Raw genomic sequence first — 23,576 nt, 5'->3', positions numbered from 1 at the left:
CTCACTGGTCCTCCTTATTTTTAGCTCTTTGCTTCTTAATAAGTAACCAAACAATAATCAACAATAAGAAAAGAATCAGGATGACCGCGGCAACGAGCCACCAATTAATACTCGTATCAATTGTGACATCTTGCTGATTCAATGCTCGGGCTGTATCTGCTTCAATGGTAAATTTCCGTTCCCATTGCCATTCCTCTTCTCCTGAACGTGCCGTCATTTTCAACACGTAGTCGCCACTTCGAAAGCGATCCCCTTCTAAAGAGATGGGGAAGTTGAAATTAGAATTAGGTGCCATTTGCATCTGTTCTTGCTTAGCTCGATAGAGAATATCGTTCTCCCCTTCTTTTTGTACCGTTGCTTCTACTTCTAAATGATTGACAAAGGTAGGTGTAAAGTTCTGTAAGTTCGCACTGATCACATTGCGATAGTTGAGTTGATCGGCAAAGACATCCAATAAATCTAAATCAGGTTTTACGGCAGAGCGATCATTACTCACCACTACACCTATGACATAGGCAAATTCATTTTTGATCGCCACTCCTTCTCCACTTGTTTCTGTTTCCTGTGGCTTTTCTTTCACCTCTGCAATTCTTAAGCCTCCCGCTAAAAACCCTGAAAAAGCTTCTTTAGGCATGTTTAGCATTACTTTGACAGTCTTTGTTTCGTTTCCTGCAAGCTCAATAGGGACTGGGGGTTCAATTAAGTCTGCCAAAGAATAGGGTAAGGTTGGGTCTGCTTTTTCGGCATCTTTACCATATTCCACCACTCCTTGGACATTAGTAAATGCCGTATGAGCCGTGATTTCAATCGTCTTTGCTTGATCATTAGCATTTTGAATTTTCAGTGTCAATTCCTCTGTACTTCCAGGTTCACTGTTAAGGTCGAAGTAACGGCCACTTCCTTCTACTTGACTCTCTGGAAACTCTGGTGTGACATAAAAACTTAAATTTTCTTCTGCAGAAACAAGAATTGGAGAGAACAAAAACGCTAACATAATAAGTAATCGTCCACTCCATTGAATCCTCCTCTTTATTTGATATATCGTACTTTTTATCATCAAACACACTCCTTCGATGTTTCATTCAAAAAAGCAGCGCTACATATTATGTAACGCTACTTTAGTCATGACCCTAATCCATCATTAGATACACCAATCTATTAGGCTCCTACATCGCTACCTGGTGTAGTCGTTAATTCCCATGTCAATGTTGAGGTATAGGTGGTCGCGTCTTTGGCTGACGCGCCAGGTACAGATAATTGAATGGCATTGTTTGTCACAGGTGCTTTTGGATCTGCCTCAAATTGGGCATCTAAGTCTGCTTGATTTCCCCAAACAACAGATGAACGCCCCGCTCCTTTACTTGACTCAGCGGTCATAACTGAAACTGCACCACTATTAGGCAACAATTCCAAATTATTTGCATGTGCAGCTGGAGCTAACTCCTGATTGTTCCCCGTGTATTGAATTTGGGGATCCTTTAAAGTGACTTTGGCTCCTCTCAAGATAGCGTTTTGCGTATTTTCCGCTTGAAAGTCACTTAGACTGACTTTCAAATCCCAGCCTGCATTGCTTCCTCTAGTATCAGAAACTTGTGCAAAACTGATATAAGGAACTTTATTTTCCTCACCAGTCGTCCCGGTCTTCTGTTGTCTTTCTGCTACCATATTGTACGTTTGATCTTGATTTGAAATCACTTGTGAACCAAAATTCATTGTCGCAGCCTTTACAATTGACAAAGGACCCGTGGTTCCGGGTACTTCTGGTCCAATCTCTACATCTGGTTCTTCTACTGGTGGAACAACGATTTCTGGTTCGTCTGTACTAGGTGTAAATTCGATATTTCCGTTGGTCGTCACTTGACGAGTCTCGTCGGCAAACGCAGAAATCGCTCCTCCGGCGAAAATAGTAGTTGATAATGTTGCAATGGTTGCTAATCTAACGAATTTCATATATTTAAATCCTACTTTCTTTGATTGTTTTTTTCTTTTTGTTTTTTCCAAAACCAAAAGCCAAGTATGACTACGATGATCAGAATGCCCAATATTTTCCAAGCACTCATCTGACTCTCGTTCGTTTGAGGTAATTTTTTATGTTCACTCTTTCGCACTTCTGATGGTGATTGAACAATTTCTTTGGGAAAGCTTGGTTTTACCTCAACTTCTGGTGCTGGCTCTGGTATTCCTGGTGTTTCATATACCCCAGTAAAACCAATTGTTCCTTCAGTTTCCACCGAGTGTACTTCTGTCCCATGAACAACTAGTGGTGCATAAACTTGAATCAATACTACACCTATACTTAATATGCATCTTTTTAAGTGTTTCATACCCCTCCTCCTATATTCTTAGATGTCTCAAAAATCTTCGTTTTAAGGACAGCACAAAAAAAAGACATCTGATACCATCAGATGTCTTGAAAAAGTGATTAGATTAGGTTCCCTATTTATAATGATAAATAACGAATTTAAATTACTAAAAACGAAGGTTTTTGAGAATTAAAAGTTAAGCCAATAACTATTATACATGACTTATACTTACATCATACTATACCAGAAATATTTTTCCAAATAAAGTGATATATTTCTTTGGTCACTTAAAAAATACTGGGCCATAAGAACTAACTCAATTCAGAAAGATTCCTCTCTAGTTTTAAATAGCGATAAAAAGTTGATTGTTTAATCCCAGTTTTTTTACAAACTTCTGAGACAGATAATCCTTTTGTAAGGTGTAATGAGAGTGATTCTTGAAGAACGTCTTGATCTACCTTTGGCCGGCCACCAACCTTACCTCTTGCACGTGCAGAGTTTAATCCTTCAAGGGTCCTTTCAACAATAATATCTCGTTCAAATTGGCTAAAAGCTTGGAAAACAGTGATCATTAATTTTCCCTGAGGAGTTTGAGTATCAAAATTTTCTTTTATACTGATTATTTTAACTCCTTTTTTTTCAAAAAAATAAACAAGGTTAATTAAATCTTTTGTGCTACGTCCAAATCGTGAGAAGCTTTCAATGACTATTTGATCACCGGTCTTTACACGTTTTTTTAGTTTATTTAGTTCTGGACGACTTGCACGGACACCACTGATTTTTTCAGTATATATTTTTTCGCAATGATAAGTTTCTAATAAATCTAACTGTCGCGAAAGATCTTGTTGTTTAGTTGAAACACGAGCATAGCCGTAAATTTTTCTAGTCATATAATTCCTCCAATAAGTTATCTAATAAAAAACTCATAATTATCAATAATATATTTATAGAATAGATATGAGTAGAGCCAATTATACAATGACTTAACTGTAAAAATGACTACTGTAATAAAAAAAGCATGCAACGAGTCGCTTATGGTTATCATAACTTTCTAAATTACCATGAATATTTTCCTTGATCTAGGGCTTAGTTTGCCAAAATCAATTCAGAACAAAAAATAATCAATCGAAGTTTACTTCTATTTCGATTGATTAACTTTAAATTAGCATCGATTCCTCGAATTCGACTTTAGCTTTTTTGAAATCAAAGTACTTTTCAGATATCAAATCTTCGTAATCGTTTTTTTCTACCTGTTAAAGCTTCCAAGCATCTCTAGCTCCTGAGGACACTGGAATATCATTTGATAAGTCGTATAGTTGAAAAAAGACCTCATTTTGTACAATCGTCATAATCAGAAAAGATACAAAGGCCCAAAGGATTTAGTTTATTCAATAATAAAGTATTGGTATGAAGCATTAGTAAATTCTTGAGTAACTCAATATTTCTACCTCCAAATTAAAGTCCTCTGTGGCTTAATACTCGCTGTTCATGATTATTGATCAATCGATAGGCGTCCCCTTTTTGTGGATCTGTCATCATATGACGAATTTTCCATTGTCGTCCTTCAATTGGATTAGCTAATGGGCTCGCTCCTACCAGTCTATCACTATTTTGATCACAACCCGACAAAGAATGTAAATTTCCATATTGAATCCCATTAACATTTACATAAGGTAGTTTACTTTGAACTATGTGGGTACCTGACGCATCATCATACTTCAAGATTCATTTTCGTCTATCATGTTCAGTATCCTTAGTCATTTTAACTTCATCCCAATTTGTCTCCCATATCCACGTGAGAGCATAAGAAGGATCATCTACACTTTTAATTTTTATTTCTCTGTTATCAAATAGTTCTCTATAGTCAATTCCACCATTAGCTGATACAGTACCTGCATCTACATCATTACCTCCGGAGAATAAGCCGAAACTTGCACATGCCGCTGCACCTAATAAAAATTTTACACTAATTTCATTTTTTCTTTCCCATCTCGTTTGTATTGATAAATACTATTTGTATACTATTGCAACATGTTTTTTCTTAAAAGAAAAAACATCAAAACCAAGATATTCTAGGGGATTTATCAGGCAATGGATTAGCTCCTTGAGACATAATACCGTTTATCGTATCAAAAAAAAAAGATCAAAAACTTTTTAAGTTTTTGATCTTTTTTCTTATGATCGATTTATTCTACTTCATACGTTGCTAATACTTGCAACGAATTCGATGAACCACCAGGTGTTCCACTGCTTAATTCAACTGAGATTACATCGCCAGCTTTATAATCAATTGTTTTACTAACTTTTACGCTGTCCTCTGCTCTTTCACGTACCGATGCATAATAAACTTTGCCTTTATGGATTTCTGCGACATAGGCACCATTTTTACGAATGATCATTCGGTTGTTCCCTTCGAAACTTGCACGATCAAAATCAACGTCTAATCTGTTTCCTGATAATTGAATATTCTTCACCGCATGTTCTAATAAAGAAGTGTCCACTGCTAAATCTTCTTCTAATGTGATCGATTCTAACAAGCGCTTGCCTGTTGAGCTGTGACCAGGTGAATTTGGTGCGGTATAGACTTCGATTACTTGTCCTTTGACACCGGAAATGCTACGACGTACTTGAGTACCTTCATCGGTTTTGCTTGTAAATGAATAGTAAGCTTTACCTTTATAGGTTTCAAAATGATAACGACCATCAATATAGACCATCAATCGTTCTGAACTGTTGAAACGTTCTGCATCTAGATTTAAATACGCATAAGCTTCACGATCTTGTGTTCCTACAGTCAATAAACTCGTTTCTGTTTTTTCTGGTTCTACTTGAATATTGTCAAATTTCGCCCAGCCATTTCCTGTTGAAGAGAAACGAATAATGTATGTATTGTCTGTTTCAGGTGTAGTAAATGTAAATTCTCTACGTGTCCAGTTTTCATTGTTGTGTGATGTTTCTTCTAACGAAATAAAACCTTCATCATGATTCATCGTACCAAATTCAACTTTTGCTGGAAAATCAGCACTACCTGCTACATCATAGCCAAATGTATAGGTCGTGTTTGGTTTCAGTGCCAAATATTGATGAATGTTTTCTCCATAAGTAGCAACTGCATATTTATTCCCGCTTAACTCTTCGATTGTTGGATTCTGTGTACCTGGACTAGAAACGATCCAATGGTTCAAACCCTCATTGAAATCACCGTTTTTGATCGTCAACTGTTCTTCTACCTGATTACTGATATTCGCCGAATCACCTGTTGATTGACTTGCCGCAGATGTCACGACTGGTCCTCCTAACGAAAGAAGTAACATGCTTGTTGCTGCAATTTTTTTCAAGTTGTTTTTTTTCATCTCAAGCTCCTTATTGATAGCGGATAGTTCGTTATACAGTAAACCATAAAACATAATCTATCTCGCTCTTTAAAAAGAATAACTGATAAATATCTCAATAAGAAAACACTTTTTTCTGGAAAAATATTTTTATGGAAACATAACGATGAACAAAAAAAAAGTAATGGATAATAACCGCAAAAAATCAACAGTCCACTAAGTTTATCGAATGATTTCAATTATTCCTTTTCTTGGATAAAATAAAAAAATACAGCACATGGCTGTATTTCAGACTGTAGACAAAGTACTAGTTTTTAGTGCTTTGTCTTTTTTTATCCGTTAAAATAAGAGTATCAATTGGAGGTGTATCCAAATGCTCTCAAAACAAGATATGAGTAAACGCGCACAAATCGGTTTCTTTTCTCTTGAAGACTTGGTCCCACAGGACCATTTATTGCGTCAAATAGATCAATGTATTGATTTCTCCTTTATTTATGAATTGGTTAAAGAGAAATACGATGAAATCCAAGAACGTCCTAGCTTGGATCCTATTCTTCTAATTAAATTACCAATGATTCAATATCTATTTGGTATTAAAAGTATGAGACAAACAATAAAAGAAATAGAAGTGAATATCGCTTATCGCTGGTTTTTAGGTTTGAGTTTAGAAGATCCTGTTCCTCATTTTTCAACATTTGGTAAAAACTATACGCGACGGTTCAAAGGAACAGATCTCTTTGAAAAAATTTTTTATGAAATTCTAGAACAATGTATCGCTGAAGGTATCGTAGATACTTCGGAAGTATTTATTGATAGTACGCATATTAAAGCACATGCGAATCGTAACAAAAAAGAATCTGTCGAAGTAATGGAACAAGCTGTTTTTTATACAGATAAGCTGACAAAAGAAATCACCAAGAATCGAGAAAAACATTTAAAAAAGCCCTTAAAAGAAACAAACGCAGAAAGTAAAACCTCCTTGAAAAAAAGAAGTACGACTGATCCTGAAAGTGGTTGGTTTCACAAAGGTGAACACAAAGAAGTTTTTGCTTATAGCTCACAAGTGGCGTGTGATAAACATGGATGGATACTAGGTTATACTACACACCCAGGGAACTTTCATGACAGTCGTACGTTTGTTTCTTTGTTTAACAAGCTCAAAGGAGCTTTTCCCCTAGAAAAATTGATTATGGATGCTGGGTATAAGATACCAGCAATTGCACAATTACTACTCGAACATAAATTGACCCCGATTTTCCCATATAAACGTCCGATGACTAAAAAAGGCTATTTCAAGAAACATGAATATGTTTATGACGATTACTATAATTGTTATATATGTCCCAATAATAAAATACTCTCTTATACCACTACCAATCGTAAAGGATATATCGAATACAAAAGCAATCCAAAGGATTGTAAAAATTGTCCTTTCTTATCTAAGTGTACCAACTCAAAAAATCATACCAAAGTAATCACTAGACATATTTGGGCTGAAGCTTTAGAAACCTGTGAAGAGATACGCCATCAAAGTTGGTTCAAAGAACTTTATAAAAAGAGAAAAGAAACCATTGAACGAATTTTTGGGACAGCAAAAGAATTTCATGGATTACGTTATACCAATCAAATAGGAATTGAAAAAATGCACATAAAAATTGGGCTTACTTTTGCGTGTCTTAATATGAAAAAGCTAGCAAAAATAAAAAGGATCAGAGTGCAAAAGAGGCGTTTTCCTAAAGGAAAACTGCCTAATCTATCGATTATCCATAGAATATTACATAGAAAAAAGACAAACCTCATGTTTGTATAAGGTTTGTCTACAGTCTGAAATACAGCACATGGCTGTATTTTTTTATTTTATCCAAGAAAATCAATCTATCAAAACATAACACCTAAAGATATCACTCACAACATTTTTCGTTATGGTGAGCACGTTGTTTAAAAAGCTGGGATATTTGAGCCTTTTGAATTATTTTTGATGTAGTCAGCGACTTCTGGTGTAGTCATCGCTTCTTTCAACACCTTGATTTTCTCGCTATCTTTTTCTTCCTCTCGAGTAACTAATTGCAACGCATAATGTTTACTTGCTGCTTCGTCTTCAAGTAACAAGGCATCTTCTGTCGTCAAGTTTGCTGGTTCCAAATATGCTGGATAACAAAAGACCATCGCAATATCACTTTCATCATAAGCTTTTACTAGATTCAAAAGATCAATACTTTCAAAGGTAAGATTTTTAGGATTCTCTATAATATCTGCGACTGTACCATCAAAACCAACTCCATCTTTCAATTGAATGATCTCATTCTCATTCAAAATCGCTAGCGCACGACCTTCATTTGTTGGATCACTCGGAATACCGACTTTTGCATTTTCTGGCAAATCATTAACATCATCATATTCTTTTGAATAAAATCCGCCGGCAAAATAATAGATTGGTTGGACAGCTACTAAATCAGCGTCTTTTTCTTGATTGAATCGTTCCATAAAGGGTTCGTGTTGCGCAAAGTTTGCATCTGCTTCCTTATGTTGGACGGCATCATTATAAGCAACATTATCACTGACTTCCATGATATTGATCGTGTAGCCTGATTTTTCTACTTCTTTTTTGGCAATTTCTAGAATATCTTTTGAGGATTCCAATTGAACCGCTACAGTGATTTCTTTTTTACTTTCTGCGGTTTCATTGCTTCCACCACAAGCCGCTAAAACTAGAACTCCAACTAAAGCAAACGCAAATAAATAAAACTTTTTCATAACTTTTTTCCTACTTTCGTTTATCTAATGATTGTGCAACAAAATTTCCAAACATTTGTAAAAAGAAGACCAAAGCGATCATGATCACAATAGCAACATACATGACACCATACTCATACCGTTGATAGCCGACACGGACAGCAAAATCACCGATTCCGCCACCACCTACGACACCCATGACGGTGGAATAAGAGATCATACTAACTGTTGTCGTAGTATAAGCCAACACTAAGCCGCTTCGCGCTTCAACAAATAAGAAGTGCCAGATGTATTGAAATCTGGAAGCGCCTAAAGAATTCGATAAGGCATAGATCTCTTCAGGGACATCTAACAACACTTGCTCCACTAAACGAGCAAAAATCGCGACTGCTACAATACTAAGTGGTATAGATGAAGGAACAGGTCCAAAGGCCTTTCCTAAAATTGATCGCGTCACTGGGATCAACGCAATCACTAATAAAAGATAAGGAAACGAGCGAACGACTGTCACAATGAAGTTGAGTAACCAGTATAACCAAGGGTGTGTCCCTCTGACCTTGGGATTTGTCAAATATAGACCTAATCCTACTGGCAAACCTCCCAACACACAAACGAACATGGAAATCGCCATCATGATGCCCGTTTCTTTCAAACTATTGATTAGAGACGGCCAATATTCAATCAATGCTGTGGGCAAGTTCATCAGTCAAACTCCTTTTTATTTTTTCAAAATAAGTTAGTTCCTCTTCCTCGTACTGTTTTGGGTCATTCATCAATTCACCGATCAGATGCCCATTTTCCATGACTAAGATCCGTTTACATAAGCGTTTGACCGTTTCCAGTTCATGACTAACAAAAAAAATAGTCGGTTGAAACTCGGCATGTGTTTTATGTAATAAGCGAACCACACTTTCTGTATTTTCTTCATCTAAAGAACTCGTTGCTTCATCACAAAGTAACAAATGCGGATCTCTACTTAACGCTCTTGCAATAGAAACCCGTTGTCTTTCTCCGCCAGAAAGTTTGACTGGATAGCTTTCTGCTTTATGACTCATGCCAACAAAATCGAGTAGATCATTGATTTTTTTAGGCTCTTTTTTCCTTTGTAACTTCAATGGTAATGCAACATTTTCATAAACACGTAAATTTTCAAGTAGGTTATGATGTTGAAAAATCATGCCTATTTTTTGTTGTTGCTGACGGCGCTCTTTTTTTGATAATGACTGAACATCTACACCATTTAGTTTGATTGTGCCTTCAGTAGGCGTTTCCATCAAATTCAATAAACGTAACAAGGTCGATTTCCCAGAACCACTTTTCCCAACGATCCCGATCACTTCCCCTTGTTTTACAGTAAAACTAATCTTATGCAACGACTTGGTCTTTTCATACTGCTTCGACACATTTACTAGCTCGATCACATTTTTCCTCCAGTCTATACATGCAATTAAAAGAATAACACAAAGAAAAAAAACTGTATTAATTTTATTGCTAATAAAAGATTTATCTGAATTTTTAAAAGAGTAAATAAAGTACAAAAACATCTATTTTTATAATCCATTAAAAGAAAGGAAAAAGCAACTTTTTTACTCACAGATAAATATACACTGTTTTGATTTCTGTACTAGTAGTTTTAGAAAAGATAGCTTGGTTATTCATTTTCGACCAGTCTATCTTGAGATTGAAATATATTTTTTTATGAGTGAACTCAATAATTTATCAAATCTAAAAACAAATTGATTTAGTATACTATTTTTTTAATATGAGAAAAAATAATAAATAGAGCGGAAGGAAAAAGATGTTATACTTTGGATAATGGATAGCTCAGTAATACAATATAGATTGGTTCGTTATCTTATATTGTATCAAAAATTAGATTATTGATAAACGAACGAAGGACTGCTATCCTGAATACAATTATTGTGGATGAAACAATCGGGACTAAAAATTGTTTGGGGAAGTAGTTTTTAGTACTTTTCGTCCATACGTGTCAATGGCGTGCTACTTTCAGCATCACTAAAAACGAGAGTAGAACAAATCGGTCTCCTCTCGAAAAAATAAGCAGCAACCCATCAAATTTGATCGGTTGCTGCTTATTTTGCTAGATTCAACGATCTTCAAGATCCAATCATAATTCCATTAATTTTAAGTACGGTCAAAAATTCCTCTACATAACTATCTTTTTCATCATCTGTAAATTCTTGATCTAAACGATACTTGTCTCGCACAAAGGCTTTTATGTTTTCTTTCGTCGATTCAGCCTTTAACAAATTAAATATATCAATTGCTACGTCATTGTCTAAAACATAACGTTCATCCTCGACCATGATGTATAAGTCATTACCCATTTTTTCATAAGTGATGTGCTCATTGAGTTTCATGTCTTCCACTCTTTTCGTTATTCATTTGTACAGCTACGAACCATTTGATGCTTTAGGATTTCCTTGATCAAATTACACTCTGCTTCGTCTACACCTTGGGTATCATTGGTTGCATAATAATGATGTGCACGACATCCTCCACCGCATAAGTAACGGAATGAACAATCATTACATTTTGTTAAATGATTGATGCTTTGAGAGCGAATAAAAGCAATATTCTCTTCGCCAAAAACCTCGCTAAGTTGCTTTTCTCTAATATTTCCCAGTTTGTAGTCAGCAGTTTCTAACAGTTTACAGGCAAATATATCACCAACAGGATTGATTGCAAATTCTCCAACGCCAAGTCCACAGGATTCTTTGATGGTGAAAGGTTTAAAAAATGGTGAACGATTTTTGTTCTTTTGTTTTAACTCGATTTCTGTTCTCTCACTATCAGTTAAAGAAATCTCTGCCATTTTTGCACGTCCTAGTTCACTGAATCCGCCTAATTTATAATTGATGTTATTCTTCTTTAAAAATTCCACCGTTTCGTCAATATTATTGAAATTATTATTGGTAATGATCGTATTGACTGCAATATTTGGATAATTCAAGTCTAATAGATTTTGAATCCCTCTCATTGCTATGCGATAGCAGCCTTTCCCTCTATTTTTATCATTTGCAACTTGATCGATCGAATCTAAGCTGATGGTGATCGAAGCACATCTTTCAGCTAGAAACGCTGCATCTTTTGCATTCCGCACTAAAGTCCCATTCGTGATCAAACCAATAGTTAGACCAATTTTTTTGGCATAATCGATATATTTTAGCGCATCCTTACTTAACCCAACCTCACCGCCAGTAAAGATAATTTTCTTTACACCGCAATCCTTCAATTGATTGAGAACGTCGATCCATTCGACAAAATTTAAACTATCCTCATATTCCTTTTCAGGACTGGCTTCTGCATAGCAGTAAACACAGTTCAAATTACATTGATGGGTCATAACCAAATAAGCTGTCTCTGGTATTCCATGCTCCGTTTTTTCTACTTCAATCGGGTCTTCTAAAAGGATTTGAAACAGATCCATCTTTTTCTGGGTTGCCATTGGTAGATGTTTGTAATCTTGCTTTTTTATTTTGTTTAATTCTTCTTGATCAACTAATATCCATGTACTACGTAGGACATTATGTACAATAAATTGTTCATTGAATCGATAGGCATGAAGATTCTCTTTGATTCGGATAAAATCACCTCATTTTTTAAACCACAAATTCATTTTTTGCAGGGTAAACCGAAGGGAGCGCCCACTTTCTGCACCAAAAATAAGTAGCAAACATTTGAAACCCCTTTCAAAAAAACAAACTGAAAGTCACAAAAATCGTATGAACAATTTCCGTAATCTTCAGCTTATTTCTTGAGGTAAGACATGTTGTCATCGTCTCATCTCTATTTACGATCCTTGACCAGCAATAATCCCACAGTTGCATGGAACTGCGTATGTACCTGTAATTCTTTTCAAGTCAGGTTTTTTGAACATTACTATTCCTCCTTTACGTTTTCAAACCATATCAAAAAATCAGCATGAGCATACGAAACAACATAAATTCTGTTAAGTAACTACCTAATTTTTCTGTCTTTACACACTCACAAATCTAGGAAAAAAAGAGAAAAATAACCTTTCCATTTTTTCCTAATAAAAGTATAATATTCTTTATAATGATTTGTCAACCACGTACTTAAGGAGTGTAATGGAAAATGAATTTTTTTTCAAAGAAAGGCTACATATATCTATTTATATCTATGTTATTAGTTTTAGTAACCGTTCTAACCAACTTGATTGCTCCCTTCATCCTTAATAGTATCAATAGTTATCAGTCAACCACTATTTTTCCTATTATCTTCCTAATAATTGGTGCCATGACACTCTCTTATCTTTTTCAGGTTTGTTTGATCATTTACCGAGAAAATTTTGCAAAAAAATTCAATTTGAACTCAATTTCCGATTTGTTAGCCAAAATATATACTTTGAAATTTGAGAAATATATCAATTTAGAATCTGGTAATCTAGTCACTCGAATTTTCAGAATTGTAGATACCTCCTATATGTTTATGACGACCAGCTTCTTTTTAGTACTGAAATCAGCCATCTCTATTCTTATCGTGTTAGGTATATTTTTAACCCTCGATGCAACTATTTTCCTGATTACGCTTCTTTTGATCCCTATTAACATCTTCTCTTATCTTTTTATCAATAAAACACTCAATCAAAGAATCAAAACGATGCAAGACGAAAATGCCAATGCTCAAAAAGATTTGATTTTGCTCTTGGGTAATCCAGAACAATTTAAAATGTTACCTAGCTTTGATACTGTCAAACAACTAACTTCAAAAACACTCAAAAAAATGTACACAAGTTTGGCAGCAACAAATAAATTTGCTCAAATCACTAGTTATACTGTCTCATTCATCAACCAACTTTCTCAAAATATTATTTTTATAACGATCAGCTACTTGGTGTATAACCAACAGCTCCAGTTGAATAATATGATGGTAGTTAGTATATTAATGCCCGTTTTCTTCACTTCCCTTTCTGACTTATCCAAAATCAATGTCGATTATCGAACAGTCGTGGCAAACCAACAATTTGTTCAAGAAAACTTAGAACTACATCAAGAAGATTTATCCGGCACACCAATTGATCCAATCACTAGCATCAAATTTACCGATCCGCAAATCACGATGGCATTAAATGCGAAAAGAATCCATTTGTCATTGACTGAAACACTGAATTTAGGAGATATTTGTTATATCGAAGGCCCTTCAGGTTCTGGAAAATCGACGCTGATAAAAGCCATCTTGAGCTTTTATGCAAGTAATGGTATCTATATCAACGACTTCCCTCTTGATCAGTTGAATGGGAAGCAAGTCAGAGAACAAATCACTTATCTTTCTCAAACAACTTTGCTCTTTTCAAATACACTTGAATACAATATCACTCTTGGTCAACCGATTTCAGAAGAAAAAAAAGAAGCGCTGAGAAATTCAACACTTCTTGCTCCGATTTTTAAAAACAAAGACTGGGATTCTTTAATCATTGATAATGGCGCAAACCTGTCGGGGGGCGAAAAACAACGCGTGTTCATTGCCCGTATGATACTCCAAGACAGTAGGATATGGATTCTAGATGAAAGTACGAGTAGTATCGACAAAGACTCTGCGGATGCCATCTTTGACACACTCATGAACGTAAGACAAAATAAAATCATTTTATTCACCTCTCATGACAAGGAAAATAAAAATTTTGCCAATAAGTTCATTCAAATCTCTTCTCGTGTAGAAACGATTGTATAGATCTATCCTCCGTCCTCTTCAAAAAACAAGTAAGAATCCACAAAAATCCGATGAACGACTTTTGTGGATTCCTGCTTTTACCTACGCTAGATATTTTCCTTTTGGACTAATAGTAAAATTGTTATTCTTTCTTTTCTAACACTACTGCTAGTGTCGGCGAGTTCTCATCATAAGGACTTCCTTTTACATCCCCGTAAAACCCACTAACAACAAAACCAGCAGCTTCCATTTCTTTTTGCAGAGTTTCTTTTGTGAAATACGTCATCCATAGATAATAATTTTTGTTTTCATGATCGGTAAGGATCGTCGTTTGTTCTAACGTTACACGTTCGTTGTATTTTGTATTATATTGTAATGCTACATGAGGTTCATCTGTCCAGAATCTTCCGTCTGGACAAGTATCCCAAACTCGCTTTTCTTCAAATGATTGATAACTTGCCATCGAAAAAACATCCAATAAAACTTTCCCCGTCGGTTTTAGATGCTGATAAATCTTTTCTAATAATCTTTTTCTATCACTCGCTGATAACGCTCCAAAGTCACAATAGATCATTGTGATGCTATCGTATTGTTTATCTAGATCCATTGTCAGATAATCTGCATAATCGTACGTAATCGGTAACTGTTGGTCTTCCGCAGATTTTTTGGCATATGCTATCGAACGCTTAGAAAAATCAAGCCCCGTTACTTCATACCCTAATCGACTAAATTTTTCTGCATAGATTCCCGGACCACAGCCAATATCTAATAACGTTGGATAGGTTTTCGGCGGAATTACTGTATTGATCCAACGAACAGATTCATCAATAAACCCAGCTTTTCGACTTGCGCCTTCAAATTCAGGGTCAAGATGTGCTTGTAACATTTGTTTTGAGATGTGACGATCATCCCAAAATGCGCCTTTCGTTTGTTGATAAAGTGTTGGTTTGTTTAAAAGTGTTTCAATCATTGTTTTCCATCTCCTCATTTTTTTTTATAAATTTGAACAAAAGAAAAAAGCCGTAGATTTTACTCTACGGCTTCCCTGCATAAGGCGAAGATGCGAGTAAAATAAAATCAAATACATAGGTACGCTAAATAAAGCTGTGTCTCAGCTAAATTTTTTACCTATTGAATTGATTTTATTTACTCGCTTCCAGTCATACCCATGTTACTGATTATATAACATCTGATATGCCGGATTCATCACCTTTTTCTGTTAAATTTGTAGTTTCATTCTATAGGACATACCAGTAATTGTCAATTTTTCTCTGGTAAATATAAAACGATCGTAAAAGAAGCATACCTATAAAATAATGGGACATCAAAGTAATTTTTTCTAAACGGGAGAAATATTCCTGGATGGCGCAGCCAACTATTTTAGTCGTTGTGAAAGAGGAGCATTCATGTAATTGATTTTATTTATACTCCCTGATTTTAGGCGGGATATACTGATCTACAAAAGGTTGAATTTCTGTCAGCGCATCCGCAAACAAAATTTTATCGAAGTCTTCTCTTGTTAAAAAGCCTTGATTGACCATGGCTTGATACTGCTGCTTTAAAGGATCGAAAAATTCTTTGTAATTCATTAACACGCACGGATTGACATGTTGCCCGATCCTCCCCCAAGAGATTACTTCAGTAATTTCTTCGATGGTTCCTGGACCACCTGGTAACGCAATATAGACATCTGATAATTCAATCATTTTTTGTTTCCGTTCGTGCATCTACGACACGATCATCAAAGAGGTGCCATCTTTTTTGCTAGTTCTCGTTTTGCCAAAAAGTCAGGCATGATACCTGTCACTTTCCCTCCAGATCCTAGTACTGAATCAGCAATAATCCCCTTCAAACCAGCGTTTCCACCACCATAAACCAACTGATACTCATTCTTCCCGATCCACTCACCTAAGCTTCTCGTTACTCGTTCAAATTCTGGAGAAATTTCTTTACTTGCTCCGCAATAGACTGCAATCTTTATTTCCGAAACCCCTTCCAAATTTTTTTCAGCTTATGCTATTATATAATTGAAAGGTGGTTAACCTCAACATGAACATAAAAGAATACAACGACTGGGTGGTTGATTTTTATAAAAAAAGAAAGTGGTACGACTACGATCCATTTATCCGTATCGGCTTTTTAACTGAAGAAGTTGGCGAAGTTTCAAGAGCGGTTCGAAGTCTCGAAATCGGTCGTGATCGTCCGGATGAATCTATACAAACAATTGATTTTTACAAGGAAAATCTGATGGAGGAATTGGGTGATGTCTTAGATAATGTTCTGATTCTTGCTGATAAATATGACCTATCCTTCGAAGAAATCATTCATCACCACAAACAAAAACTAGAGAAGCGGTTCAATATGTAGTCTTCTCACGATGCCATTTCCAATTTTTTTAGAAAAACCCTTTCCATCGTGCTATACTCTAAAGAAAAAGAATCTTGAGGTAAACACATGGCTATCTTTGAAAGTCTTAACTTAAATAAATTGTCTGCCGTTGAACAAGAGATTTACCGCTTTATCGTTAATAACCTTGAGAAAATACCTTATATGCGGGTACGAGATATTGCGACGGATGCGCATGTTTCGTCAACTTCTGTCTTTCGTTTTATCCAAAAAGTCGGCTTTGATTCATTTCCGGAATTTCGTTTTTATATTAAAAATCATTTGGAAAAAGCCCATTATGAAACAGATGACAAGCAATTAATGTTAGAAGAACGAATCAATCAGTTGAACATGACGATTTTTCATCCCGATATTGAATATCAAATCAAAAAAATGGCAAAAACATTGCGTCAAGCTGATTTTATCCTATTTATGGGCATGGGGGCTTCGGGAGCATTAGCGCAATATGTGGCACGAAAATTAGCGAATATCGGTTACTTTTGTATTAGCTTAGATGAACTGACTTATCCGATTCGTAGCTTTTTGCGTCCAGATCAAAAAAATGCGTTAGTCTTTTTGAGTGTTTCAGGTGAAACAAAAGAACTGATCGAAGTAATTTCAGGTTTAGCTCATGCGGATAGCGTGCATAAGTATTGTATTACCGCTCATAAAGAAAGTTCATTGGCCCAATTGTGTGATTACTCAATTGACTATGCCATTAAAGAAGAACGGAAAGACATCTTTCTTGATTTGACTAGTCAGCTACCTTCCATGGCGATCCTTGAAACACTGATCGGTTATTTAGAGGATGAATGATTCACCACTCAATTTGGAACACTATGTTCCTACCACGAAATAATTTTCATTGTTCCAAATTTTTATCCTAAATAAGAATGCGCTTACTTTTCTTTCACACCTTTCGCTATAATGAATCCATCATATAGCGAAAGGTGTTATTCTTATGCAAAAATTCAATGATTTATTAGATCGAAGTCTTGTTCCTATTGCAACACGGTTAAACAACCAACGACATATTGCAGCCGTTCGAGATGCATTCATGCTTATTTTTCCATTGACGATTTCTTCTTCATTAGTCATCCTAGTCAATAATATTTTATTTTCAAAAGACAGTTTTATCGTGCAATTATTTCAACTTTCACGTATTTTTCCAAATTTAGAAAGTGCACAACAAGTCCTTGCTTCTGTAGCAAATGGCACAATCAATATCATGAGTTTGTTTATTGCTTTTTTAGTCGCTCAGCTGTTGGCAAAACATTTCGAAGCTGATGCAACCTTAGTTGGGCTAACTAGTGTCGCTTGCTTTATGATTTTTTACCCTACTTCTTTTGCAGTCGATGAAATGAATGTCATCTCGACGCAATATTTGGGTGCTCAAGGTTTATTCGTTGCGATGATTGTCGCTTGCTTGGTTGGCGAATTCTTACCGAAATTATTCAAAGTCAAGAAATTACAAATCAAGATGCCTGAACTCGTTCCACCAGCTGTTTCTCGCTCTTTTTCTGGAATGATCCCAATCATTATCGTTGTTTCTATGTCAGCTTTGATCAACTTCTTCGTCTTGATGATCGCGCCTGAAGGAATCAACGAGTTGATTTATGCCGGTATCCAAGCACCTTTACGTGACTTAGGTGGGAATGTGTTTGGCGTCCTACTCTTAGCTTTTATTCAGACACTGCTATTTTCTATTGGTATTCATGGTCCAAACACATTGAATGCTGTTCGTTCAGCGATTTTTACCGAGCAAGACTTAGCCAATCTCCAATTCATCAATGATGGTGGTTCGCTGTGGGATGTCCCTTACAAGGAAACTTGGGGCATCTTGAACGATATGTTTGCAAACATGGGTGGAACGGGTATGACCTTAGGCTTGATCATTGCGATTTTTATTGCTTCACGACGACCTGAATATCGCGAAATCGCCAAACTATCTTTTGTACCAGGTATTTTCCAAATCAATGAACCGATGATTTTTGGACTACCGATCGTCTTAAATCCAATTATGATCATTCCTTTTGTTTTAACACCGATGGTCAATATTCTGGTCGGTTACTTCGTCACAGTCGTCTGGCCAATCATGCCATCACCAGCGATTGGTTTACCTTGGACCACCCCAGGGATCATCAATTTGTTTTTAGGAACTGGTGGGAATATCATGGGAATTGTAATAGGCGTACTTTGTTTAGCGATTTCCGTTTTGATTTACCTACCTTTTGTCATGGCTTCCAACCGCGCACAACGCACAGAGATATAACTTGAGAATCACTGAAACTTAGGAGGAATTTGTATGAATAGAGAGTTACCCAAAGATTTTTTATGGGGAGGCGCAATTGCTGCTCATCAAGCAGAAGGTGCTTGGAATATTGATGGACGAGGTCCAAGTATCGCTGATGTTATGACTGCTGGCGGAAATGGGATTCCGCGGAAGATCACTAAAGGCATCATCGAAGGGGAATATTACCCAAATCACGAGGCCATTGATTTTTACCATCGTTACAAAGAAGACATCCAATTATTTAAAGAACTAGGCTTAAAATGTCTACGCACTTCCATTTCATGGAGTCGGATCTTTCCTACTGGTCAAGAAGAAACACCGAATGAACAAGGATTAAAATTTTACGATGATCTTTTTGATGAATGCTTAAAAAACGGGATCGAACCGGTAGTTACGTTGTCTCATTTTGAGATTCCTTATGCCATTTATGAAGATTTTGGTGGCTTTGCCAATAAAGCGGTCATTCCTTTATTTGTTAAATTTGCTCAGTGCGTATTTGACCGTTACAAAGACAAAGTAACTTACTGGATGACCTTCAATGAAATCAATAATCAGGCGGACGGACAAGAGCCCGTTCATGTTTGGACCAATTCAGCCATGATCATTGAAGATGACCAAGATAAAGAGGCCTTAGTATTCCAAGCAGGAGTCAACGAACTGATTGCCAGTGCTTGGGCTGTCAATGAAGGGAAAAAGATCAATCCCAATTTTCAGATTGGTTGTATGATGGCTTACGTTCCAATCTATCCCTACTCCTGTGCGCCAGAAGATATGATTGCTTCAGTCAAAGCAAATGAACGTCGTTTCTTCTACAGTGATGTCCATGTACGCGGAGAAATCCCTACCTACACAGAAAAGTATTGGGAACAAAAAGGGCTCACAATCGATATTAGCGAGAAAGAACGACAAATTTTACGTCAAGGAACTGTTGACTATATCGGTTTTAGCTATTATATGTCGGGAACGATCACAACTCTTCCCGATGTTGAGGGCAGACAAACAGAAGATATTCCTTCAGCAAAACTAGTTAAAAATCCTTATATTACTGCTTCTGACTGGGGCTGGCCGATTGATCCTGTTGGGTTACGTTATGTATTGAATACGGTGTACCAGCGTTATGATCTCCCCCTGTTTATCGTTGAAAATGGTTTTGGTGCCTACGATCAGTTAACTGATTCAAATGAGATCCATGATGACTACCGGATCAATTATTTAAGAGAACACATCGAACAAATGAAAAAAGCAGTAGTTGAAGATGGCGTACCATTAATTGGTTACACACCTTGGGGAATCATCGATATCGTCAGCTTTGGCAGTGGTGAAATGGAAAAACGCTATGGCATGATCTATGTCGATAAGGATAATACCGGTAAAGGAACCTTACAACGTTTGAAAAAAGATTCCTTTGCTTGGTACCAACAAGTGATTGAAACCAATGGGGAACAGCTTTAGTAACGAACAAGGAAAGGCGATCCGACTTCATTGTCGTGACCGCCTTTCTTTGTTATGTTTCATATTTTTCTTTCACAACTGCTAAGTAATGTTGCAGACCGATATTCATTACCCAGGCTACACCTAGACCAATGAAACTACCGATGACGATACCAATAAAACGATACTCGATCAATGAGATCAAGTACGTGTTCCTGACCAATGTCGAAAGCATCAATGCCATGGGGTTCAAGAAAATATTCGCCACTGCATAATTTCGGGCAACTAAAAACTGAGAAATACCATAAAGAAACGTAATTAAAAAAATCGTTTCAAGTTGGGAAAAAGGAATCAGTGATAAGACAGCCGATAAACACAACCCTAACATCGAACCAATCAAATATTGCACTTGCCGATGTTTCATCGCATCTAAATTCTCAGCTAATAAAATCGAGGCACAAGACAGTGTCAGCCAATAAGGATTTTTCATGTTCAAGCCATGGCTCACATAAACGGAAAGGAATAATGCAGCGCTGTAAAAAATCGAATCAATGATCACTAAAGGTTCTTGGTGAAAACGCTCCTTCAAAGATACCTTTATCACTTCCTGTTCCGGGCGCGAATCCATTTTTTTCGTTAGAAATGCAGCAATCAAAGCAAACACAACACCCATAAAGAAAAAAGAAGCTACTGTCGGCAAATGAGAAAATGGAACGGACATACTCGTTCCCATAGCCGCTAACATCGCAAAGAATAAGCCCCCTGGTTTAGAAATATGGAACAAACGCAAAATAAACCGACTGAAAAAAGCAACTGCTCCAACAGCAAATGGTTCAAGCCAGATGACATACGTCGACAATAGCCCTAATGTAAAAGCCAGTAATAGACCGCAACCAATCAAAAATAGGCGCTTTAGTAATTGCTTCATCGGAATGTTCTGGTAGTAAAAGAAGGTAAAGATACCTAGAGAAGAGAAACTTGAAATCAAAAAATTATGATTGATGTAACCGATCCATAAAACGAGAAAGATCAGAACCATCAGATTCATGATACGAAATGGATTTTCTTGAATTTTGTTAAATGTAAAATAAGATTTAACCATAAAAAACCTCCTTATTTTGAAATGTATATAAAAATCGTTTTCGCCTTAAGGATGTCTTGTCTATTATAAGAAGTATCAAAGAAATCAACTATTAGAAGTAAAAGGAGAGTTTTCCAGAGAAAAATTTAAACGAATTTACTTTATCTAGTATAACACCAATTTTCATCGCTTAAACAGACAGAAATTCCCATCAATCATTAAATAACTAATTAAATATTATAATTAATTAATAATAACCACCATTATTTGTAATAATATAGATAGTTTTAGCTATCTAAAATTAAAAGCTTTTCATCTATTCAAAGAATTTGTGAAATCTGCTTTATTTTTTTGTATTTTAAATTTATACTATGAAATAAATCATTTTTAATAACAAAAAAAAAATAAAATTTATTGTTACATAAAGTTTTTTTGATTTTAACATCAGACATATACGTTGGAGAACACAGAAAGGACAAAAAGTAAGGAAAATGAAGAAAATTATTTTAATTATCAGTAGCTTGTTTGCATGTGTCGGTTTATTTTCTTTTATTCATTTTTTGAATTCTCCTGTTCGAGATGTTACCTCCAAAGCTGAAATGATCCAAACAGACGAAATTAAAATGGAATATGTTCCTACAAAAAATCAGTTATTGAAAAGCATTGGTGACTCGGTCGATTTTTTAGGCATCTACGAAGTAACAGAAATCAATTTTAATGATACACCTCATATCGTACTAACAAAAGAAGATGAAAATGAACTATCTTTTGAAATCAGAGTAACTGATCCAAAAGAGCAATCGTTCTCGATTCCAGCAATAAAATTCTCTCCACAAAACATTCATGTTTCTGATACATTTGGCATTGCGAAAAAAAATGATCGCTACTTTGCCTATAAAAACAATGTATCCATTGAAGGAGAACCTTACAACACACGCTGACATACCCTGTGGGGGTAAATATAAATTTATATTTATACTACAAAAAAGCAAACTGAAACGAAGAAATTCCTCTTCCTTTCAGTTTGCTTTTTTTTTGAGATCCAACGAATATCTGTCCATCCTTTAGTATCGTTTTATCTATGTTATTTAAAATAACAACAAAAAATAAATGTGCTTGTTATCTAAATTTTTGATTTAATAATGAGTTATCCACAGTGGATAACTCATTAGCTCTTTCTATTTGTCCACAAAATCCGTCATCTTTGACCTTGTGACCGATCGAGCTCAAGTTTGTTTACTTCTTTGTATCGTCTATCCTTTAAGCGTGACGATGATAGTAAGTAAAACTGACAACAGGAGAACGAGCAAATTACACCTCGATTGCTCTACATAAATAAGTACGGTAATAAAACTTGTAATGATTGCTGGATAAAATTTTTTTCGTTTTCTCATATGCATCCCTCTTTAACTATCATTGTGCCTAAAAAATTCGATTGTTTTTTTATTTTTTACTTATGTTTCTGTTAAATTTTTTTATAATCGTTAAACGAGTCAAAAGCATACAAAAAAAACACAGAACAGGAAAGGAGTATTTCCTAACTATTCTGTGTCTTTTGATTGACTATGTTATTCAAGTATCTAGCGATAGTATGCTTCAATTTTACGACTTGGGATCAACCAAGTAACCAAAATCAAGACATTGACTATTAATACTGCGATGGGCGCGATCAAATATCCGAGAATCAATCCCACGACATTCAAACCAATAGATACGTAGGATTTACGATAATTGCCAAACAACTCTTTGATAGATGCATTCTCGTCTTCCTCTGAGGCAACTAATGTCCTTGCTAACAAATAATACGTGAGATTAGCTCCTAATATCACTATACCATAGGTCATTTCAGGAACAAGACTGTTACTGTATTCGCTGATCCATGAAGTAACGAATGGAAACAGCGACAGGAAAAAAATAAAAAAGCTATTCACCCAGAGCACTCGCCCATTCACTTTGTGGACGGCTTGAAACAAATGATGGTGGTTATTCCAATAAATGCCCAGGGTAAAGAAACTAATGATATAAATAAAAAAACGTGGCGCAAGTGCAACTAGCGCTTCCAAGGTATCTGAGTGTGGTTCATGTAGCTCCAACACTAAAATCGTCATAATAATAGCGATCACGGCGTCTGTAAAGGCCTCTAGTCGATTTTTCGGCATGACTTTCCTCTCCTTTCGCTTCATTTTATTCGTAATAAGGGCAAAAAAGCAACCTTTTCACACCAAAGTAGCAAGTAGAAATCGGGCTCTGGGTGGAGGTTAAGTCAATCAATCCTTGCTATACTTACTATATAGAAAACAGCAAGCGTAACTTCTATTGAGAAG

General features: G+C 35.9%; 20 protein-coding genes and 1 pseudogene. 7 read left to right on the top strand and 14 right to left on the bottom strand.

The features are described from left to right. Nucleotide 1 precedes the first annotated feature (1 nt). The 5 genes from IGK01_RS00205 to IGK01_RS00185 all read right to left on the bottom strand — a co-directional run bounded on the left by IGK01_RS00205 (nt 2) and on the right by IGK01_RS00185 (nt 5,656). Complete coding sequence (locus tag IGK01_RS00205; protein WP_153829999.1) at nt 2-1,057, bottom strand: DUF916 and DUF3324 domain-containing protein; 1,056 nt, start codon at nt 1,055-1,057, stop codon at nt 2-4. Nucleotides 1,058-1,158: 101 nt separating this feature from the next. After that, nucleotides 1,159-1,950, bottom strand: coding sequence for a WxL domain-containing protein (locus IGK01_RS00200; protein ID WP_226075960.1), 792 nt, complete (start codon nt 1,948-1,950; stop codon nt 1,159-1,161). An 11-nt stretch (nt 1,951-1,961) separates the two neighbouring features. Beyond that, nucleotides 1,962-2,324, bottom strand: coding sequence for an LPXTG cell wall anchor domain-containing protein (locus IGK01_RS00195; protein ID WP_023518874.1), 363 nt, complete (start codon nt 2,322-2,324; stop codon nt 1,962-1,964). 290 nt (nt 2,325-2,614) lie between these two features. After that, nucleotides 2,615-3,193 (bottom strand): recombinase family protein, encoded by a 579-nt coding sequence (locus IGK01_RS00190; RefSeq protein WP_010734523.1) that lies wholly within the window; start codon nt 3,191-3,193, stop codon nt 2,615-2,617. Between the two features lie 1,296 nt (nt 3,194-4,489). Continuing rightward, complete coding sequence (locus IGK01_RS00185) at nt 4,490-5,656, bottom strand: carbohydrate binding domain-containing protein (protein ID WP_224434390.1); 1,167 nt, start codon at nt 5,654-5,656, stop codon at nt 4,490-4,492. Nucleotides 5,657-6,008: 352 nt separating this feature from the next. Here IGK01_RS00185 and IGK01_RS00180 point away from each other — a divergent pair, with 352 nt between their 5' ends. After that, on the top strand, nt 6,009-7,445 hold the full coding sequence (locus IGK01_RS00180; RefSeq protein WP_438840423.1) for an IS1182 family transposase: 1,437 nt from the start codon (nt 6,009-6,011) through the stop codon (nt 7,443-7,445). 128 nt (nt 7,446-7,573) lie between these two features. On the opposite strand, the gene IGK01_RS00175 is transcribed toward IGK01_RS00180, so the two are convergent. The 5 genes from IGK01_RS00175 to IGK01_RS00155 form a co-directional block, all read right to left on the bottom strand. Continuing rightward, nucleotides 7,574-8,389, bottom strand: a complete 816-nt coding sequence (locus tag IGK01_RS00175) for a MetQ/NlpA family ABC transporter substrate-binding protein (protein WP_010734525.1) — start codon at nt 8,387-8,389, stop codon at nt 7,574-7,576. A gap of 10 nt (nt 8,390-8,399) precedes the next feature. Next, nucleotides 8,400-9,071 carry a methionine ABC transporter permease gene (locus IGK01_RS00170; RefSeq protein WP_023518871.1) on the bottom strand — a complete coding sequence of 224 codons (672 nt, stop codon included), beginning with the start codon at nt 9,069-9,071 and terminating at the stop codon, nt 8,400-8,402. After that, nucleotides 9,046-9,789 (bottom strand): ATP-binding cassette domain-containing protein, encoded by a 744-nt coding sequence (locus tag IGK01_RS00165; protein WP_010734527.1) that lies wholly within the window; start codon nt 9,787-9,789, stop codon nt 9,046-9,048. Before IGK01_RS00165 ends, IGK01_RS00170 begins: the two co-directional genes overlap by 26 nt. Nucleotides 9,790-10,485: 696 nt before the next feature. Further along, nucleotides 10,486-10,749 (bottom strand): hypothetical protein, encoded by a 264-nt coding sequence (locus IGK01_RS00160; RefSeq protein WP_010734528.1) that lies wholly within the window; start codon nt 10,747-10,749, stop codon nt 10,486-10,488. Between the two features lie 17 nt (nt 10,750-10,766). Further along, entirely contained in the window at nt 10,767-11,837 is a 1,071-nt protein-coding gene (locus tag IGK01_RS00155; RefSeq protein WP_224434389.1) for a radical SAM/SPASM domain-containing protein, read from the bottom strand. Between the two features lie 650 nt (nt 11,838-12,487). Between IGK01_RS00155 and IGK01_RS00150 the strand changes: the two genes are divergently transcribed. After that, nucleotides 12,488-14,083: an ATP-binding cassette domain-containing protein gene (locus IGK01_RS00150; RefSeq protein ID WP_438840422.1), complete on the top strand. Its 1,596-nt coding sequence runs from the start codon at nt 12,488-12,490 to the stop codon at nt 14,081-14,083. A gap of 121 nt (nt 14,084-14,204) precedes the next feature. Here the strand turns inward: IGK01_RS00150 and IGK01_RS00145 are convergent, their stop codons facing one another. After that, nucleotides 14,205-15,032 carry a class I SAM-dependent methyltransferase gene (locus IGK01_RS00145; protein WP_224434388.1) on the bottom strand — a complete coding sequence of 276 codons (828 nt, stop codon included), beginning with the start codon at nt 15,030-15,032 and terminating at the stop codon, nt 14,205-14,207. 448 nt (nt 15,033-15,480) lie between these two features. Continuing rightward, a pseudogene (locus tag IGK01_RS00140) lies at nt 15,481-16,043 on the bottom strand (TIGR00730 family Rossman fold protein). Between the two features lie 68 nt (nt 16,044-16,111). On the opposite strand from IGK01_RS00140, the gene IGK01_RS00135 reads away from it, so the two are divergent. The 4 genes from IGK01_RS00135 to IGK01_RS00120 all read left to right on the top strand — a co-directional run bounded on the left by IGK01_RS00135 (nt 16,112) and on the right by IGK01_RS00120 (nt 20,192). Then, entirely contained in the window at nt 16,112-16,429 is a 318-nt protein-coding gene (locus tag IGK01_RS00135; RefSeq protein ID WP_010734535.1) for a MazG nucleotide pyrophosphohydrolase domain-containing protein, read from the top strand. An 87-nt stretch (nt 16,430-16,516) separates the two neighbouring features. Continuing rightward, a complete protein-coding gene (locus tag IGK01_RS00130) occupies nt 16,517-17,263 on the top strand; it encodes a MurR/RpiR family transcriptional regulator (RefSeq protein ID WP_019722675.1) in 747 nt (248 codons plus the stop codon). Between the two features lie 145 nt (nt 17,264-17,408). Next, a complete protein-coding gene (locus IGK01_RS00125; protein ID WP_019722676.1) occupies nt 17,409-18,719 on the top strand; it encodes a PTS sugar transporter subunit IIC in 1,311 nt (436 codons plus the stop codon). Nucleotides 18,720-18,752: 33 nt separating this feature from the next. Beyond that, nucleotides 18,753-20,192, top strand: coding sequence for a 6-phospho-beta-glucosidase (locus IGK01_RS00120; RefSeq protein WP_010734539.1), 1,440 nt, complete (start codon nt 18,753-18,755; stop codon nt 20,190-20,192). A 52-nt stretch (nt 20,193-20,244) separates the two neighbouring features. On the opposite strand, the gene IGK01_RS00115 is transcribed toward IGK01_RS00120, so the two are convergent. After that, nucleotides 20,245-21,273 carry an FUSC family protein gene (locus IGK01_RS00115; protein ID WP_023518865.1) on the bottom strand — a complete coding sequence of 343 codons (1,029 nt, stop codon included), beginning with the start codon at nt 21,271-21,273 and terminating at the stop codon, nt 20,245-20,247. Nucleotides 21,274-21,743: 470 nt separating this feature from the next. On the opposite strand from IGK01_RS00115, the gene IGK01_RS00110 reads away from it, so the two are divergent. Further along, nucleotides 21,744-22,193: a hypothetical protein gene (locus IGK01_RS00110; protein ID WP_019722679.1), complete on the top strand. Its 450-nt coding sequence runs from the start codon at nt 21,744-21,746 to the stop codon at nt 22,191-22,193. A gap of 639 nt (nt 22,194-22,832) precedes the next feature. On the opposite strand, the gene IGK01_RS00105 is transcribed toward IGK01_RS00110, so the two are convergent. Next, nucleotides 22,833-23,411 (bottom strand): TMEM175 family protein, encoded by a 579-nt coding sequence (locus tag IGK01_RS00105; protein WP_023518863.1) that lies wholly within the window; start codon nt 23,409-23,411, stop codon nt 22,833-22,835. Between the last annotated feature and the right edge of the window lie 165 nt (nt 23,412-23,576).

The organism is Enterococcus sp. AZ080 (assembly GCF_051714945.1).
GTDB classification, from domain to species: domain Bacteria; phylum Bacillota; class Bacilli; order Lactobacillales; family Enterococcaceae; genus Enterococcus_B; species Enterococcus_B pernyi.
Note: the sequence above shows the minus strand (reverse complement) of the source record. Positions and strands in the feature narration are given on the sequence as shown.